This window comes from Sulfurimonas sp. (genome assembly GCF_028694895.1).
Lineage (GTDB): Bacteria > Campylobacterota > Campylobacteria > Campylobacterales > Sulfurimonadaceae > Sulfurimonas.
The window spans coordinates 1-16064 of the sequence record NZ_JAQVKA010000034.1 but is presented as its reverse complement, the minus strand read 5'-3'; the positions used below and the strand labels follow the sequence as shown (position 1 = coordinate 16064).

15 protein-coding genes are annotated in these 16064 nt (G+C 32.7%); 4 read left to right on the top strand and 11 right to left on the bottom strand.

Annotated elements, in window-relative coordinates:
• Positions 1 to 6: 6 nt before the first annotated feature.
• Genes PHI38_RS05755 through PHI38_RS05740 form a run of 4 tightly spaced genes read right to left on the bottom strand, consistent with a single transcriptional unit; the run spans position 7 to position 3469 of the window.
• A complete protein-coding gene (locus tag PHI38_RS05755) occupies positions 7 to 1083 on the bottom strand; it encodes a phospholipase A (RefSeq protein WP_299853746.1) in 1077 nt (358 codons plus the stop codon).
• Between the two features lie 2 nt (positions 1084 to 1085).
• On the bottom strand, positions 1086 to 1733 hold the full coding sequence (locus PHI38_RS05750; protein ID WP_299853744.1) for a protein-L-isoaspartate(D-aspartate) O-methyltransferase: 648 nt from the start codon (positions 1731 to 1733) through the stop codon (positions 1086 to 1088).
• Positions 1717 to 2460 (bottom strand): carbon-nitrogen hydrolase family protein, encoded by a 744-nt coding sequence (locus PHI38_RS05745; protein WP_299853750.1) that lies wholly within the window; start codon positions 2458 to 2460, stop codon positions 1717 to 1719. The genes PHI38_RS05750 and PHI38_RS05745 overlap by 17 nt, the downstream gene beginning before the upstream one ends.
• A complete protein-coding gene (locus PHI38_RS05740; protein WP_299853742.1) occupies positions 2447 to 3469 on the bottom strand; it encodes a ribonucleotide-diphosphate reductase subunit beta in 1023 nt (340 codons plus the stop codon). Before PHI38_RS05740 ends, PHI38_RS05745 begins: the two co-directional genes overlap by 14 nt.
• Positions 3470 to 3704: 235 nt before the next feature.
• On the opposite strand from PHI38_RS05740, the gene PHI38_RS05735 reads away from it, so the two are divergent.
• Positions 3705 to 4556 (top strand): bifunctional methionine sulfoxide reductase B/A protein, encoded by an 852-nt coding sequence (locus PHI38_RS05735; protein WP_299853748.1) that lies wholly within the window; start codon positions 3705 to 3707, stop codon positions 4554 to 4556.
• On the opposite strand, the gene PHI38_RS05730 is transcribed toward PHI38_RS05735, so the two are convergent.
• Both PHI38_RS05730 and typA read right to left on the bottom strand, forming a co-directional pair.
• The gene (locus tag PHI38_RS05730) at positions 4553 to 4816 is read right to left on the bottom strand and encodes a hypothetical protein (RefSeq protein ID WP_299853740.1); all 264 of its coding nucleotides are present in this window, start codon (positions 4814 to 4816) and stop codon (positions 4553 to 4555) included. The two genes, PHI38_RS05735 and PHI38_RS05730, sit on opposite strands and share 4 nt — an antisense overlap.
• 113 nt (positions 4817 to 4929) lie before the next feature.
• The gene (typA, locus tag PHI38_RS05725; protein WP_299853738.1) at positions 4930 to 6732 is read right to left on the bottom strand and encodes a translational GTPase TypA; all 1803 of its coding nucleotides are present in this window, start codon (positions 6730 to 6732) and stop codon (positions 4930 to 4932) included.
• Between the two features lie 156 nt (positions 6733 to 6888).
• Here typA and PHI38_RS05720 point away from each other — a divergent pair, with 156 nt between their 5' ends.
• A complete protein-coding gene (locus PHI38_RS05720; RefSeq protein ID WP_299853736.1) occupies positions 6889 to 8127 on the top strand; it encodes a CCA tRNA nucleotidyltransferase in 1239 nt (412 codons plus the stop codon).
• On the opposite strand, the gene queF is transcribed toward PHI38_RS05720, so the two are convergent.
• The 5 genes from queF to dnaA form a co-directional block, all read right to left on the bottom strand.
• Entirely contained in the window at positions 8116 to 8493 is a 378-nt protein-coding gene (gene queF, locus PHI38_RS05715) for a preQ(1) synthase (RefSeq protein ID WP_299853734.1), read from the bottom strand. The two genes, PHI38_RS05720 and queF, sit on opposite strands and share 12 nt — an antisense overlap.
• Positions 8494 to 8510: 17 nt before the next feature.
• Positions 8511 to 9905 carry a GGDEF domain-containing protein gene (locus PHI38_RS05710; RefSeq protein WP_299853732.1) on the bottom strand — a complete coding sequence of 465 codons (1395 nt, stop codon included), beginning with the start codon at positions 9903 to 9905 and terminating at the stop codon, positions 8511 to 8513.
• A gap of 26 nt (positions 9906 to 9931) precedes the next feature.
• Complete coding sequence (gene gyrB, locus PHI38_RS05705; RefSeq protein WP_299853730.1) at positions 9932 to 12241, bottom strand: DNA topoisomerase (ATP-hydrolyzing) subunit B; 2310 nt, start codon at positions 12239 to 12241, stop codon at positions 9932 to 9934.
• Between the two features lie 148 nt (positions 12242 to 12389).
• The gene (gene dnaN, locus PHI38_RS05700) at positions 12390 to 13457 is read right to left on the bottom strand and encodes a DNA polymerase III subunit beta (RefSeq protein WP_299853728.1); all 1068 of its coding nucleotides are present in this window, start codon (positions 13455 to 13457) and stop codon (positions 12390 to 12392) included.
• A 167-nt stretch (positions 13458 to 13624) separates the two neighbouring features.
• A complete protein-coding gene (gene dnaA / locus PHI38_RS05695) occupies positions 13625 to 14932 on the bottom strand; it encodes a chromosomal replication initiator protein DnaA (RefSeq protein ID WP_299853726.1) in 1308 nt (435 codons plus the stop codon).
• 101 nt (positions 14933 to 15033) lie between these two features.
• Between dnaA and ruvC the strand changes: the two genes are divergently transcribed.
• Together ruvC and PHI38_RS05685 are read left to right on the top strand one after the other, a co-directional pair.
• Complete coding sequence (gene ruvC, locus PHI38_RS05690; protein ID WP_299853724.1) at positions 15034 to 15513, top strand: crossover junction endodeoxyribonuclease RuvC; 480 nt, start codon at positions 15034 to 15036, stop codon at positions 15511 to 15513.
• 79 nt (positions 15514 to 15592) lie between these two features.
• Positions 15593 to 16064: hemerythrin domain-containing protein (locus tag PHI38_RS05685; protein WP_299853722.1), on the top strand; the 472-nt coding region annotated here is incomplete at its 3' end.

The window sequence follows — 16064 nt, the reverse complement described above, 5'->3', positions numbered from 1 at the left end:
AAGCCTCTATCTTGATATGCTAAAGCCTATTCCTACTTTTTTGACATGGTTATCATAGTCGATTAAGCTCTCACCATAACCATTAAAAAACTTCATATAAAAGAAGAGATCATCTTTATTTGACATCGGATATGTATAGTTAAACTCCGTAGAGCCTTTAGAATTAAAATTGTCTCTTATTTTTACATCAAGTAGATGTTTCTTGTATGGGATTACAAACTTTAGATATCCGTGCCCCATAGTATCAATTAACTCTGGGTTATAATCTATTGGATCAGGTAGTCTAGCCCAAAGCTTTAGCTCAACAAGCAGTATATCGTACTGAAAAAAGAGGCTTGTGTTAAGATAATTCCAAGATCTCTCATTTGTAGAGCCTCTTCCATTTGATTCGTGTGCAACGCCAACTCTTATAGCTTTTAACAATCTTCCATCACCCATCTCTGATGTTGGAAATGTTACAAAAAATTCAGGATTATAGTTTGACTCTCTAAAAAAAGCAGAGTCTGAATAAGATTGCCAAAAAGATTTTTGTGTATATGCAACTGAATATATCTCACGAAGATTGAAGAAATTTGCAGCGAAATCATATTTTAAACTTACTTGAAATTCGCTCTCAACCTTGTCTGTTTTATGTCCATTTACATCAGCATAATCTTCATCATAACGGTAGCTAAATGGTAAAAAATAGTTTGCATTATGAGCTTTAAAGTTATAAAGAGATTGAGCATACTGTCTTAGTGTCTCTTGGGTTTCATTATCATCAACTTTATCTAATGTTTTAAATATCTCTTTTTGTTGTTTTTGTACATCTCTTAAAGGACTATGTTTTGCTTGCTCATAATAAATACGAGATGATTCCTTATACCACTCCCCAGCCTTTTGTTCACTCTTATCACACCCTTGCCCTTGTTCATACATCTTAGCTAACATGTATGCAGCATCTGGGTCATCTATAGCTAAAACTTTAAAAGTCTCAAATGCCTCTTTATAGTGACCCTTTTCATAAAGTGAATTTGCTTCATCAAATAGCACAGAAGCTTCTAACAATAGGGCTAAAAGGGTTATTAAAATAATACGCAACATTATTATTTTTGAATCCCATTTAAAATAGGTACAAAATCGCACGCTTCAAGCTCCTCTTTTTGCAAAGAATTTCCCACTTTTTTAAAACGCGTTATAACCTGTTTTGATCCAACTTGCATTGGAGCTACTAAAATTCCACCCTCACTTAACTGCTCAAAAATTTTCAAAGGAATCTCTTTTGCAGTTGCTGAAAAAAGGATTCTATCATATGGTGCATATTGCGCCCATCCATTTTGTCCATCATCTAGTTTTGTATGAATATTGCCAATTCCAAGCTTTCTAAATCTCTGCTTTGCTTCAAGAATAAGAGGCTCAATTCTCTCAATAGTAAAAACACCACGAAAGATATGAGATAAAACCGCAGCTTGATATCCGCTTCCGCATCCTATCTCTAAAACTCTATCATCTTTTTTTGCTTCAAGATAGTGAGTCATTTTAGCAACTGTAAGAGGGGAACTTATCCACTGAGCAGAGCCCATAGGAAGGGCGTCAAGCTTATATGCGTTATGTTTAAAACCTGCTGGGACAAACTCTTCTCTTGAAGTATTTGCTATGGCATCTCTAACATTTTGGCTAAGAGAGAAAATCTTATGACACTCCTGCGCTAACTTTGCAGTTTTTGTTGCAGTTATTCTATCCAATGCCAACATCCATATACCTTCTCATTGATTGAATCTCTTTTTTATCATAAGGAAGCTCAAAACATGCTCTATCCTCATTTCTCTCATCTTCGCCATGTGGTTTTATAATCCCACTCATTTTTGTACACTCTGGATTTTGTGAATCACTTACAACTACATAACACTGGTTCATTATAGCTAAAGCTCTTGTTAATACCTTAAAATGTTCTGCTCTTAAAACTCCCCACCAAGAGGGAACTGCTATAACATCACAACCTTCAAGCTTTTTCCAGAACTCTTTAAATCTAAGTTCAAAGCAGATTATAATTCCAATCTTTATGCCATCAACCTCAACAATCTCAATCTCATCTGCAGAGCCTTGCGACATGTACTTATGCTCATCACCAAAGCGAAAGAGTTTTGCCTTAGCTCTTTGATAAACTATGTTGCCATTAAAAAAAATCTTAGCAAAATTAAAAACCTCGCCATCTTTTTTTTGAAGCATACTGAGAATTATAATTTTATTATCCGACGCCTTTTTAAGTGCTTCATCTGCAATATCACTAAATGCTATCGCCTCTTCATAGTTTTTATAATCAAAACCACTCAGGCAGACCTCCGGTGCTACTATAAGAGATTTTGAAGATGCTTTGTTTATGAGGCTTAAAAGTGTTTGTAAATTACCATGATAATCGCCTTCAATGGTACCAAAGAGCAGCGAGCAGAGTTTATACGCGCTACTCTTAGAAATCGTCATCAAAAGTTATACTTCCCTTTGAGTAGTTTGCTACAGTCCCCTCAAAGAAATTTGTTTTTTGGTCATTAAATTTTGAGAAATCATCTACCCATTTTATAGGGTTACGCACGTTATAAAGCTTTGCAAATCCAACTGAAGCGAGTCTATCATCTGCAAGATACTGAATATACTGTTCTATAATGCCATCCGTTAGGCCTAAAATCTGCCCACCAGTTATATATTTTCCCCATGCAACTTCCAGCGCAACAGCTTCTTTAAACATCTCAACAACTTCTGCTTTTAGTTTCTCAGTAAATAGATCTGCTCTCTCTTTTCTAAGCGAGTTTATGAGGTTTTGAAAAAGTACCAAGTGCGTTACTTCATCTCTTTGGATAAATCTTATCATCTGAGCAGAGCCGAGCATCTTTCCACTTCTTGCAAGTGTGTAGATATAAGCAAAACCGCTGTAAAAGTAGATGCCCTCAAGAATCTGGTTTGCAAAACAAGCTTTTACAAAGTTTGTCTCAGTAGGGTTTTTAGATAACTCTTCATAAACTCTAGCTATTGCATCATTTTTGCCCTTTAGCATCATATCACGGCGCCATAACTCATAAATCTCTTTAGAGTTTGGAGAGATAGTATCAACCATTACTGCGTAACTTTGAGAGTGAAGTGCCTCTTCAAAAGCTTGACGTACAAGAATTAGGTTGATCTCTGGAGATGTAACATAAGGATTTATATTGTCCATGATATTGTTTGTTTGAAGAGAGTCCATAAATATAAGCTGTGCTAACGCTTTGTCATAAGCCGCTTTTTCTACATCTGTAATCTGCTTATAATCACTCACATCGCGAGTCATATCAACTTCTTTTGGAAACCATGTATTGTTTAACATCATCTCCCAAAGATTATATGCCCACTGATACTTTATATCATTTAGCTCAAAAATTCCTGTTGGATTTCCACCAAATATTCTTCTATCATTTACGGTTTCATTCGATTGAGGGTTATATATTTTTTTTCTGTCCATATCTTCTTCCTGAAAATTTTAGTATAAGATTATATCTTTATGAAGGTGTTAATTTAATAAAGAACTCATCTTTAACTTTACTTTATAATTTAGTTTAATAAAAATATCCTATATCTTGCTATAGTGCACTCTCATATAATTATCAAAAATATAAAGAGGAGATAGTATGAGATATGTTTTTATTTTCATACTTATGTTAACAACAATGAATGCATTAGAGCCTTTGGCAAAAAAAATTGAACAACTGAGCGATGAGGAAAAGAGTGTTATTCTACATAAAGGTACTGAGCGACCTTTTGTTGGAAAATATACAGATGAAAAATCACGTGGTATCTACACCTGTAAGCTTTGTGATGCACCACTATTTGATTCAAGTTCTAAGTTTGATTCACACTCTGGATGGCCGAGCTTTGATGATGAGATAAAGGGTGCTATAAAGAGAGTTCCCGATAGTGATGGCAGACGTGTAGAGATTGTTTGTGCTGCTTGTGGTGCACACCTAGGGCATGTTTTTGAAGGCGAAGGTTTTACACCAAAAAATACTAGACACTGTGTAAACTCAATCTCACTAAATCTTGTAAAAAAACCTGATTTAAAAGACGAAAATCTATCTTATGCATATTTTGCTGGTGGATGTTTTTGGGGAGTTGAACACTATTTGCAAAAACTCTCAGGTGTAAAAGAGGTAATCTCAGGCTTTATGGGTGGACATGTAAAAAATCCAAGCTACTATGAGGTTGTACGCTCAAATACTGGGCACCTTGAAGCAGTTGAAGTTATTTATGATAAAAGTAAAATATCTTATGAGCAGATAGCTAAGACATTTTTTGAGATTCATGACCCAACCCAGACAAACGGTCAAGGCCCGGATATTGGTGAGCAGTATCTCTCAGCAGTTTTTGTACAAGACGATAAAGAGAGAGAAGTTATAGAAAATCTAATCAGTAAGCTTGAAGCAAACGGTTATAGAGTTGCAACAAAGATAATTAAGAAATCAGATTTCTATCCAGCTGATGAGAGCCATCAAGACTATTATGAGAAAAAAGGAAGTGAACCTTATTGTCATGGTTATATTAAAAGGTTTTAATCTTTTAACTTTTTTTCCAGCTTAGTCTCATCATAACCCTCAGTTCCGCGAGATTTACTAAAATCTCGTGCTGATTTATCAAGTGAATCAATCATCTCATTTTTAAACTCTGTTGCGCTATAACCTGTCTCATGAGAATAGATAATATAACCACCAATAGCTAGTACTATAACCATTAGCTTTATGCTATTGTTTTGATAAAAAGTAAAAGCCATTAGAGCGATTGCTAACAAAGAGACAGGGTACATTATTCCATCCATCTTTTTTATCCTTTTATGATTTGCAAGAAGTATAACACATATATGAATATTAGAAGATATTGATTTTAAAGCAGGATCTAGTTAGTTAAAAAGCCCAAATTATGGGCTTTTTATTATTTACGTGAGTATCTTTTTCTCTCATTTTCACTCAAGTATTTTTTACGAATACGAATACTCTTTGGAGTGATTTCCAAAAGCTCATCTTCTTCAATCCACTCTAGTGCACGTTCTAGTGACATATCACGAAATGGAACAAGCTTGATAGCTTCATCAGCGCCAGATGAACGAACGTTTGACTGAGCTTTACCTTTGATAGCATTAACTACAAGGTCATTTGAGCGTGAGTGCTCACCAACAATCATACCTTCATAAACTTTTGTTTGTGGCCCAATAAATAGTACACCACGATCTTGGATATTAAATAGTGAATACGCTAACGTATCTCCATTTTCCATAGAGATAAGTGCTCCATAAGTTCTTGACTCAACAGTACCACTATATGGGCGGAACTCTAAGAAAGAGTGGTTCATTATACCCTCACCTTTAGTATCTGTAAGGAATTGACCACGAAAACCGATAAGCGCGCGAGCTGGAATCTCAAACTCGATTCTTTGGAAACCTTGCCCCATTGGAACCATAGATTTCATCTCAGCTTTTCTCTTTCCAAGCTTTTCAATTACTGCACCACTAAATTCTTCAGGAACGTCTATTACAAGGTGCTCAAATGGCTCACATTTAATTCCTTCTATCTCTCTAACAATAACTTCTGGACGGCTTACACCAAACTCGTAACCCTCACGACGCATATTCTCAGCAAGAACTGTGATTTGTAACTCTCCACGTCCTGAAACTTTAAATTTACCTTCACCTACAACTTCAAGCTTCATAGCAACGTTTGTTGTCATTTCAGACTCTAGTCTATCTTTTATCTTGTTAGAAGTTACATGTTTTCCCTCTTGGCCAGCAAGTGGAGAGTCATTTACAGAAAATACAACTGTAAGTGTTGGCTCTTCGATATGCATCGGGTCAAGTGGCATTGGGTTTGCAGGATCACAAATAGTATCTCCAACATTAACAGTCTCTAAACCAGCAAATGCTACGATATCACCAGCTTCTGCCTCTTGAATCTCCATACGGTTAAGTCCGTGAAAGCCAATAAGTTTAGAGATTTTTCCTTTTACCATTTCGCCATCAGCTTTTGCTAATACAATGTTGTCACCTTTTCTAATAATACCATTGAAAATACGGCTAATTCCTATTTTTCCAACATAGTTATCATAGTCAAGTGTAAATACTTGCGCTTGCATAGAGTTTTCTTTGTCGCCCTCTGGCTCTGGGATTTGAGAAAGGATAGTCTCAAAAATACACTCAAAGTTTCCATCAGGATCGTCCATGTTAAGTTTTGCAATACCATCACGCGCTGCAGCATAGATGATTGGGAAATCAAGTTGATCTTCTGTTGCATCCATTGCTGCAAAGAGGTCAAACATCTCATCTACAACACGCTCTGGATCAGCTGAAGGCTTATCGATTTTGTTGATTACAACGATTGGTTTTTTACCAAGTGCTAACATCTTCTTAACAACGAATTTTGTTTGAGGCATTACACCTTCATAAGCGTCAACAAGTACTAAAACACCATCAACCATCTTTAAAACACGCTCAACTTCTCCACCAAAGTCCGCGTGACCCGGAGTGTCGATGATATTGATTTTGTAATCTTTGTAACGAATAGCTGTATTTTTTGAGAGAATAGTAATACCACGCTCTTTTTCTATCGCGTTGCTATCCATCGCTCTTTCATCATGCTGCTCATGAGTACCATATGTTCCTGATTGCTCTAATAGTCCATCAACCATTGTTGTTTTACCGTGGTCAACGTGAGCGATAACTGCTATATTTCTGATTTTTTGCACGTGGCGTCCTTCTTTGGCTTAGTTAAAATAACATAAAACCAAGATTAAAAATTTTCGCGATTATATCTAAAAAAAAATTATATCTTTGTAAAAGTAGTGTTATACTTACTTCTAAAGTTATAAATCTTATTAAAAATATTCATATTTGGAAATTCTATGATTAAGTATCCTGACGCACTTGATGCTATATTTAAAAAGTTAAAGTCGCATAACATAACACCTATAATTGTTGGTGGATTTGTTAGAGACTCGTTACTTTTCATCGAATCCAAAGATATAGATATAGAAGTTTATGGTGTATCTTCATTTGAGGTTTTACAAGAGATTTTACAAGAGTTTGGAAAAATAAACATCGTTGGAAAAAGTTTTGGTGTTTGCAAACTAAGATTCGAGGGTTATGATTTGGATTTTTCTCTTCCAAGAAAAGATAACAAAATAACATCTGGACATCGCGGATTTGATATAAATACTTACTCTAAGTTAGATTTTAAAACAGCAACATCAAGAAGAGATTTTACTATCAACTCTATAGGCTATGATGTAGTTTTAAAAAAAATACTAGATCCATTTAATGGCGCTGATGACTTAAAAAACAAGATACTTAGAGCGGTAGACTTGAAAAGTTTTGTAGAGGATCCATTAAGGGTTCTTAGAGCTGCTCAGTTTTGTGCAAGATTTGATTTAAAGATAGAGCATAGCTTATATATAACATGCAAAGAGATGGTATCGCGTGGTTTATTATCAGAGCTTCCAAAAGAGAGAATCTTTGAAGAGCTTAAAAAACTTCTTTTAAAATCAAAAAAACCATCTCTTGGTTTTAAACTTTTAAATAAGTTTGGGGCAAATATATATAACGGTAACCTAGATGTTATAGATGAGATTGTAAAACAGCTAACAACTTTTTCTAAGAGAAATTTAGTTTTGATGTTAGCTGGGCTCTATTATAAAGTTACTAAAGATGAATTAGAGCCTCTTTTAAGCCTACTTAGCGATGAAAAAGAGTTATGCAGAGATGTTATAGAGTTAGTTGAAGCATATAACTACATGATGGTTATAGTTGAAACTGGGACAATAGATGAATATTTTATATATAAACTCTCAACAAAAGCAAATATAAAAGAGCTGTTAGTTTTAAGTAGTTCTATTTACTATGTACAAAACCACAAAGCTATATATAAAACTGGTGAAGTGATATATGAAAAAGCTAAAAAATTAGGAGTATTGGAGCAAAAACTCACTCCTCTTTTACAAGGGCGAGATTTAATTCAAATCGGATTAGAACCATCCGTAGAATTTAGCAAAATACTAGATGACGCTTACGAAGCACAAATGAGTAGTGAGTTTAAAACCTATGATGAGGCTCTAGCTTGGCTAGAGAGATATTTAGATCTTTGAGCTATCTATCTCTATAACAGTGTGAACATTTCCTCTTGGATTATAGTCTGCTACTATTTTCATATACTTTGGTTTTAATTTTCTCTCTAAAACACTATAAATCTCATTTGCGCTACTCTCATGTGAAATATGTCTATCTCTAAAAGAGTTTATATATAGTTTAATAGCCTTTAGCTCTACTACCCACTCGTCTGGTGTGTATTCTAAGTATATAGTTGCATAGTCTGGATATCCACTTCTAGGGCAAAGACAAGAGAACTCTGGAAGAGTCATCTTTATAAGGTAGTTTCTTTTGTGCTCATTTGGCCAAATTTCTAAATCTTTTTCTACATCAAACTCATTAATAATTTTCTCACCATATTTCATTTTTTAATCCTCGATTTTTATTTTAAGGGTGCTAAATACTTGCCTTGCAAATAATTAACTCCCATCTCTTTTGCTATCTTTTTTGTATCTTCATCTTCTATCATCTTCATCCAGGTTTTAACACCCTTCTTTTGGGCCATTGTATTAAAACCACTTACTATATTGTCATACCTGTTTTCACTTATCTTTTTACTATAGTATGAATCAAATCTCACTATGTCTATATTTAAATCTCGTAAGTACAGGAAGCTTGTATGCAGCGCACCTAATCTATCTATGGCGATTAAAATGCCAAAATCCCTTAACTCATCTAGATATCCATTGAATTTATCTATTTTTGAAAAATACTCATTTTCACTAAAGAGTATAATGATTCTTCCTTTTACACACTCATTTTTATAAATAATTTCCTTGATTTTACCAAATGTAACTGGATTTCTTATAGAAGTCGCTGCTAAAGAAATAGCAAATTTATCATCATCTGTTTTCTTACAAATTTCTACTATTTTCTCTAAAACAATTATGTCATACTCATTCATAAGTCTTAACTTATCTAATACTTTCATATAATTTTTTTGATGAATCAGTTTTTTATCTGGAGTATTTAGCTTTACAGAACACTCTTTAAAGGCTTGTTTATCATCCTCAAAAACATCTTGCATGAAAATATTTAAATCTCTATTTTTGATAGCATTTATAACAAAAAACTCTAAATCACTTGGATTTATCTCATCTTCAATGTTTGTAGGAAGTTTTGAATCTCTATTTTTACTTTGTAACTCAAAGAGATTTTCTATCAAAAAATCTATATTTTTTGAAAATTTGATATCATTTATAGCAAGTGATATTTGTATCTCTATCTCATCTACTTTAAATTCTTCACTTTTGAGGCACATTAATTCGACGATAGATTTGTACAGATCTTTATTTCCATATAGCCCAATTATAAAATCACCGCCTTTAATGCGCCCTATTGGAAAGTTTTCAATATCTTTAGTTTTTAAATACTCTTCTATCCATATAACGATTTTAGAAAGTACCTTGTCTCCGTTTTTCATCCCATATTTGCTATTAATCTCATATAAATTATCAATGCTTATAAGTATAAGTGTATATTCATCGCTCTTTTTTATCTCTTTTTTAAGATATTTATATATATATTCTCTTGTAAAAGTATTTGATATATTGTCAGTTATTTTTGAATCAAAACCTTTGTAGATTAGATAAAAAATAAAATATATACTAAAGAGTAGTATCAATAAGATTTCAACATAAAAAGAGACGCTAAGGCTTTCTTGACTGCTAAAGAATGTATGAAAGAAAAGAGCACTGATTAAAGTAAAGATTGGAAATACCATTCTTAGAGCTAATCTAAAACGGTATTCTCTCTCTTTAGTTTGTGGAAGAAGCATTTATTGTTTTTTATCTATTAATAGACTTAAACATCTAAATGTTTAACGTCTTTAGCATGTGTCTCTATATAGTTACGGCGAGGTTCAACTTCATCACCCATAAACAGTGTAAATGTATCACTTGCAAGTTCTGCATCATCAATATTAACTTGTAATAAAACACGATTTTCAGGAGTCATTGTTGTCTCCCATAGCTGATCTGGATTCATCTCTCCAAGACCTTTGTAACGTTGAATATATGAGCCTTTTTTAGCATATTCTATAATGTTTTCTAGAACCACTAAGATATCTTCTTTAAAATCTAAATTCCACTCTTTAATTTTTCTATATACAAAACTAGCCTCTGCAAAGTGAGGTGCTCCAAATAGATCATCATTTATAAGTAACTCTTCCATTCCACCTTTTGTTTGAACAAAGATGTGAATAGAGTCTTGTGAAATATTTTTAGTTAAAATATTGTATTCATTAAGCGCTAAAAACTCTTCAACTTTTTTATACATATCTTTTATATCAAGACCAATAAGATCAGGATTTTCTATAAAATAACGGATAAGTTCTACTAAAGCATATCTCTTCTTTAGTGCTTCAAGAGATCCTCTATAGTGATCAACCATTTTAAAGTATGAAAGCAAATCATTATGCCCTACACTCTGCTCTTCAAGTGATTCTATTCCATTTTCTATCAAAAAATCATTCATAGCGCGGTCATCTTTAAAGTAAATCTCTTTTTTACCTTTTTTATAACGATAGAGTGGCGGCTGTGCTAAGTATAAGTAACCATTTTCTATAACACTTCTAAAGTGGCGGAAGAAAAATGTGAGTAGTAGAGTTTGGATATGGCTTCCATCAACGTCAGCATCGGTCATGATTATAATTTTATGATATCTGAGTTTGTCTTCATTGTACTCTTCGCCAATACCACAACCCATTGCAGTAATCATATTTGTAATCTCTTCGGACTTTAAAATCTTGTCAAGTCTTGCTTTTTCAACATTTAAGATTTTACCTTTAAGTGGTAAGATTGCTTGAAAAACTCTATCTCTTCCCATTTTTGCAGATCCACCAGCAGAGTCGCCCTCCACTAGATATAACTCACAGATAGAAGCATCTTTACTTTGACAATCTGCAAGTTTTCCAGGAAGTGTTCCAATACTCATAGAGTCTTTTCTACGAGTTAACTCTCTTGCCTTTTTTGCAGCTTCACGGCCACGAGCTGCCATCAATGATTTTGCAACTATCGCTTTTGCTTCAATTGGGTTCTCTTCAAAATATTTTGAGAGAAGTTCGTAAGTTGCTTTTTGTACCAATGGTCTTACATAAGTATTTCCTAGTTTACCTTTTGTTTGTCCTTCAAACTGAGGCTCAGGAACACGAACTGATACTATAGCAATAAGACCCTCACTTGTATCTTCTCCGCTTATTTTTACATCTTTTTCTTTTGCAGCACCGTTTTGTGTGTTGTAATTTGATATAACACGAGTAAGGCCTGCACGAAAACCTGCCTCATGTGTTCCACCATTTGGTGTGCGAATATTATTTACAAATGAATAAACTTTTTCATCATAAGTATCGTTGTACATAAGTGATATATCAAACTCTATATCTTCAATTTTTGAACTAAAAACAAAAACTTTTGCAACTTCTTGCTTTTTATTTAGGTCAGTTACATACTGAGCAATACCACCCTCAAAGTGGTACTCCTCTTTTACATTTGTTCTCTCATCTTTAAAAATAATTGTTATAAATGGATTTAGATAAGCTAACTCTTTAAATCTTCTTGCTAAATATTCATACTCAAAAGTTACTACCTCAGTAAATATACTAGGATCTGGAGAAAATTCTATTGTTGTTCCTGTTTTTTTAGTTGTTCCAACTACTTTTAGAGCTTCTTGAGGAATACCTTTTTTAAAATCTTGTTCAAAAATTTCACCATTTCTTTGAATAGTCATCTTCAAATCAGACGATAGTGCATTTACAACAGATACACCAACACCATGAAGACCACCAGAGACTTTATAGGTATCTTTATCAAACTTTCCACCAGCATGTAGCACTGTTAAAACAACAGTTGCAGCACTCATACCTTCACCCTCATGCATATCTGTAGGAATACCACGGCCATTATCTGAAACTCTACATGTTCCCTCTTTAGTAAGAGTAACATTTATAGTATCACAGTGTCCTGCCATTGCCTCATCAATCGAGTTGTCTATAACTTCATAAACTAAATGATGTAAACCTCTATGACCTGTATCACCAATATACATACCAGGTCTTTTACGAACTGCTTCTAATCCTTTTAGGACTTTAATATTACTAGCGCCGTAATTTTCCATTCAATACTCCATTATAACTTTTTACATAATTGTGGATATTTTATCTAATATATTCTAAAAAGAAGTTTTATGTGTAAGAGGTGTTCTATTTTTAGGGGTTTTTATCACTTCTTAACTAAAATAAGCAAAGAAGGATAAAATAAAAAAGTTAGATAACTATTGGCATAACAACTGTTTTAAAATTGCCATCATTTAATACAAAAGGAAGGTTACTCTCATTTAATCCTATATTAAATTCTGAGTTATTTATACTGTTTAAAAAATCTAGGAGATATCTACTATTTACGGCAATAACAAAAGGTGTTTCAAAATTAGTTTTAGAGTTTATCTCTGTTTTAGCCTCTATATTATCATCACTAAGGGATTCAAATGTGATGGTATCTTCTAAAAATGTAATTTTTACATCTGTTGATATTGTCGTAATTTGTTTTATTGCTTCTATCATTTTAGCTTTATCAAGAGTTAGACTATTTTTTATCTCTTTTGGAATTATTCTTGAGTATTCAGGGAACTTTCCATTAATTAATTTTGTAAAGAAAATATACTCTTTTGAGTGAATAATCAGATAATTTTCATCATAATAGAGTTCTATATCATCAAAAAACAGTTTTTGAATTTCAATGATTGCTTTTTTTGGTACTATTATTGATAATTCTAAAGTACTTTGATTGTTTATATTTACAACTGCTAGTCTTCTTGTATCAGTTGAAGCAAAATTTATACTGCTCTCTTTAATATCTATGAGAGCTCCATTTAATTCAAATTTTGGATTGTTTATGTCAATTGAAGGTGTTATTTTTTTTAGTGAATCTATTAGTGAATGAGAATCAATTAAGATACGTGCTTTACCTTCATTTGTAGGAAATGCTGGAAATTCACTATATGAGAAAGTTGGAAGTTTAAACTTTGAATGAGATTGTGATATGTATAAAACATCACTTTTAACTTCTAAATTTATTTCACCATCTTTTAAAATTCTAACAATATCAAGTAGTTTTTTACCATTAGCAGTAACATTTCCATCCTCAGATATGTTAAGATTGTTTGTAGATACTATTAGACCAATTTCATAGTCAGTTGCTTTTATAGTTAGTTTATTGTTTGAGGCATCTATAAATACATGTGATGTGATTTGAGAAGTATCTTTTTTTTCTAAGAACGGTTGAGAATGAATTAAAATATTTTCAATAATAGATTTTTGTACTGTTATCTTCATCTTATTTCCTATTTATTATATAAATTTTATAGTATTAGTAGTAAGAAGCAGTGATTATGTGAATAACATCACTTTCTTCCTATATTTAGAGTTGTTCAAGTGTGATGAAACAATATAATTTCATTCACATCTACTCACTTAGGTAATTATATCTTTTTTTTGAATTTTTAAGAAGATGAAGTAATCTTATTGGTTAGTTCCTCTATTTTTACTTTAAAATCTTCATCATTTTGTATTAGTTCAGCTATTTTTTTGAGTGTATGGCTTATTGCTGTATGATCTTTCATCCCAAAATATTGGGCAAGTTGAGGCATAGTGTTTTGGGTTAATTCGCGGCAGAGATATATAGCAATTCTTCTTGCATAAACTAAATTTTTACTTCTACCTTTTGATCTGATTTCACTTGGTTTGATATTTAAATCTTTTGCAACATTTTGAGTGATAATATCAAGTGTTAGATTTGCACGATTCTCTTGAAGTTGATCTTTTAGAACATTTTTTGTAAATTGTAAATCTATATCAACATGCATAAGCTGTGAATACGCATGTAGTTTTGATAAAATCCCCTCTATCTCGCGCACATTACTCTCTATAACGGTTGCTATATAGTGGATAATATCTTTAGATAAAACAACTTTGTTAATCTTGCACTTATTTTCTATAATAGCTATCTTTGTCTCTAACTCTGGTGGTTGTATATCTGCAACCAGACCATGTTCAAACCTACTTTGAAGCCTTTTTTCAAGTCCTGCTATTTTTTTTGGATGTTTATCAGCTGTTAAAATTATCTGTTTTCCAACACCTTTTAGTGCTTCAAACGTATGAAAAAACTCTTCTTGAATTCCCTCTTTATTGCTTAAAAATTGTATATCATCTATAAGAAGAACGTCACATTTACGGTACTTTTCTTGAAATCTCTCCATAGTTTTATTTCTTAGATGGCGAATAAAGTCGTTTAAAAACTGTTCTACAGTTGTATAAATAACAATTTTTCCTTGATTTTGAAAAACATTTCCAGCGGCTTGCATAAGGTGAGTTTTTCCAAGTCCAACACCACCATGGATAAACAGAGGATTGTATAGAACTCCAGCCTTTTCACTAACACTCTTAACAGCAGCATATGCAAACTGGTTAGAACCACCAACCATAAAATTCTCAAATGTATGTGAAGGATTTAGAAGTGAATGTTGTTGTTTTTGTATATTTTTTTGCTCTGCTTTTTTTGACTCAACTTGATTTTTTAGTAATATTTCTACATTTACCTTTGTAGAATTTTGTATATTAAATAGATGCTTTATCTTTGAGCTGTATTTATTTTTAATCCAACTTAGAACTAAAGAGTTTGTCGCATAAAATATTGCATTATCAGCTGTTGATTTTTTTGTATCATAAACTAGATGTTTTATATATCTGTTATATTCTATCTCTGGAATCTCTTCTTTTAATAAAAGTAAAACTTTCTCTCCGATATTCACATAATGCCTTTTATTTATATTATGTGAATAGTAGCTATAATTCCCATAAACAAAGTTAAAACTATGTGAATAGTACATCATTAAGATGTGAAAGTAGATGAATGACAATCTTAGGAATAGATCCAGGAACTAGAAAAATGGGCTATGCTCTTATCTCTTTAGATAAAGCAAAGATAATACTTATTGAAGCAGGTCTTATAAAGATAAAAGCCGAAGAGTTACAGTTTCAAATTCCACAGATGGTCGAAGCATTTGAGGGTATTTTTAAAAATCATAAGATAGATGAAGTAGCTATTGAAGATATCTTTTATGCACACAATCCAAAAACAACTATAAAACTCGCTCAATTCCGCGGAGCCATTATGCTTATGTTAATCCAACAGTTTGGACAGTTTAGTGAATACACCGCACTTCAAGTAAAAAAAGCATTAACAGGAAATGGAAAAGCTACAAAAGAACAGGTTGCATTTATGGTAAAGAGGCTTCTCAGTATAAAAAAAGAGATAAAACCACTTGATATAACAGATGCAATGGCTGTTGCTATAACACACTCACAAAGAGTTAGACTAAAACTACAATAACTTCCATCTTGTTATAAATCAAAGAGAGATTTTTTTTAAAGAGTATAATTTTGACAATTAAAAATTTAAGGAAAACATTATGAATTCATATATAAATTTGCCAGATGGACATCCAGTAAAAGTTTATTTAGAAGAAAATATGCTGATGAGAGGGCTTATTGGAAGTATAAATAGTATAGATATAGTAAAAAATTTTGAAGAGTTTGAAGATAAATTTAACAAGCTTGCTTTAGTTGAGAAGCACTTTGCAAGAAAAGAGAATCAACTCTTTCCATATTTGGAAAAACATGGCTGGACATCCCCAAGTCAGGGTATGTGGGCTTTTCATGATGATATTAGAGCTGAGATAAAGAGTGCAAAAGGATTAATCCAAGAAAAAAATATGCCTGCATTGATGCAACAACTCCAAGTTGTCTTTAGAAGTCTAGAACATATCATGCAAGTTGAAGAGGGAAGACTCCTACCAAATGCTATGAACATGTTAGATGAAGATGAGTGGAAAGAGATGAGAGCAGGAGATGAGGAGATAGGTTGGATGTTTAACGTGGCTC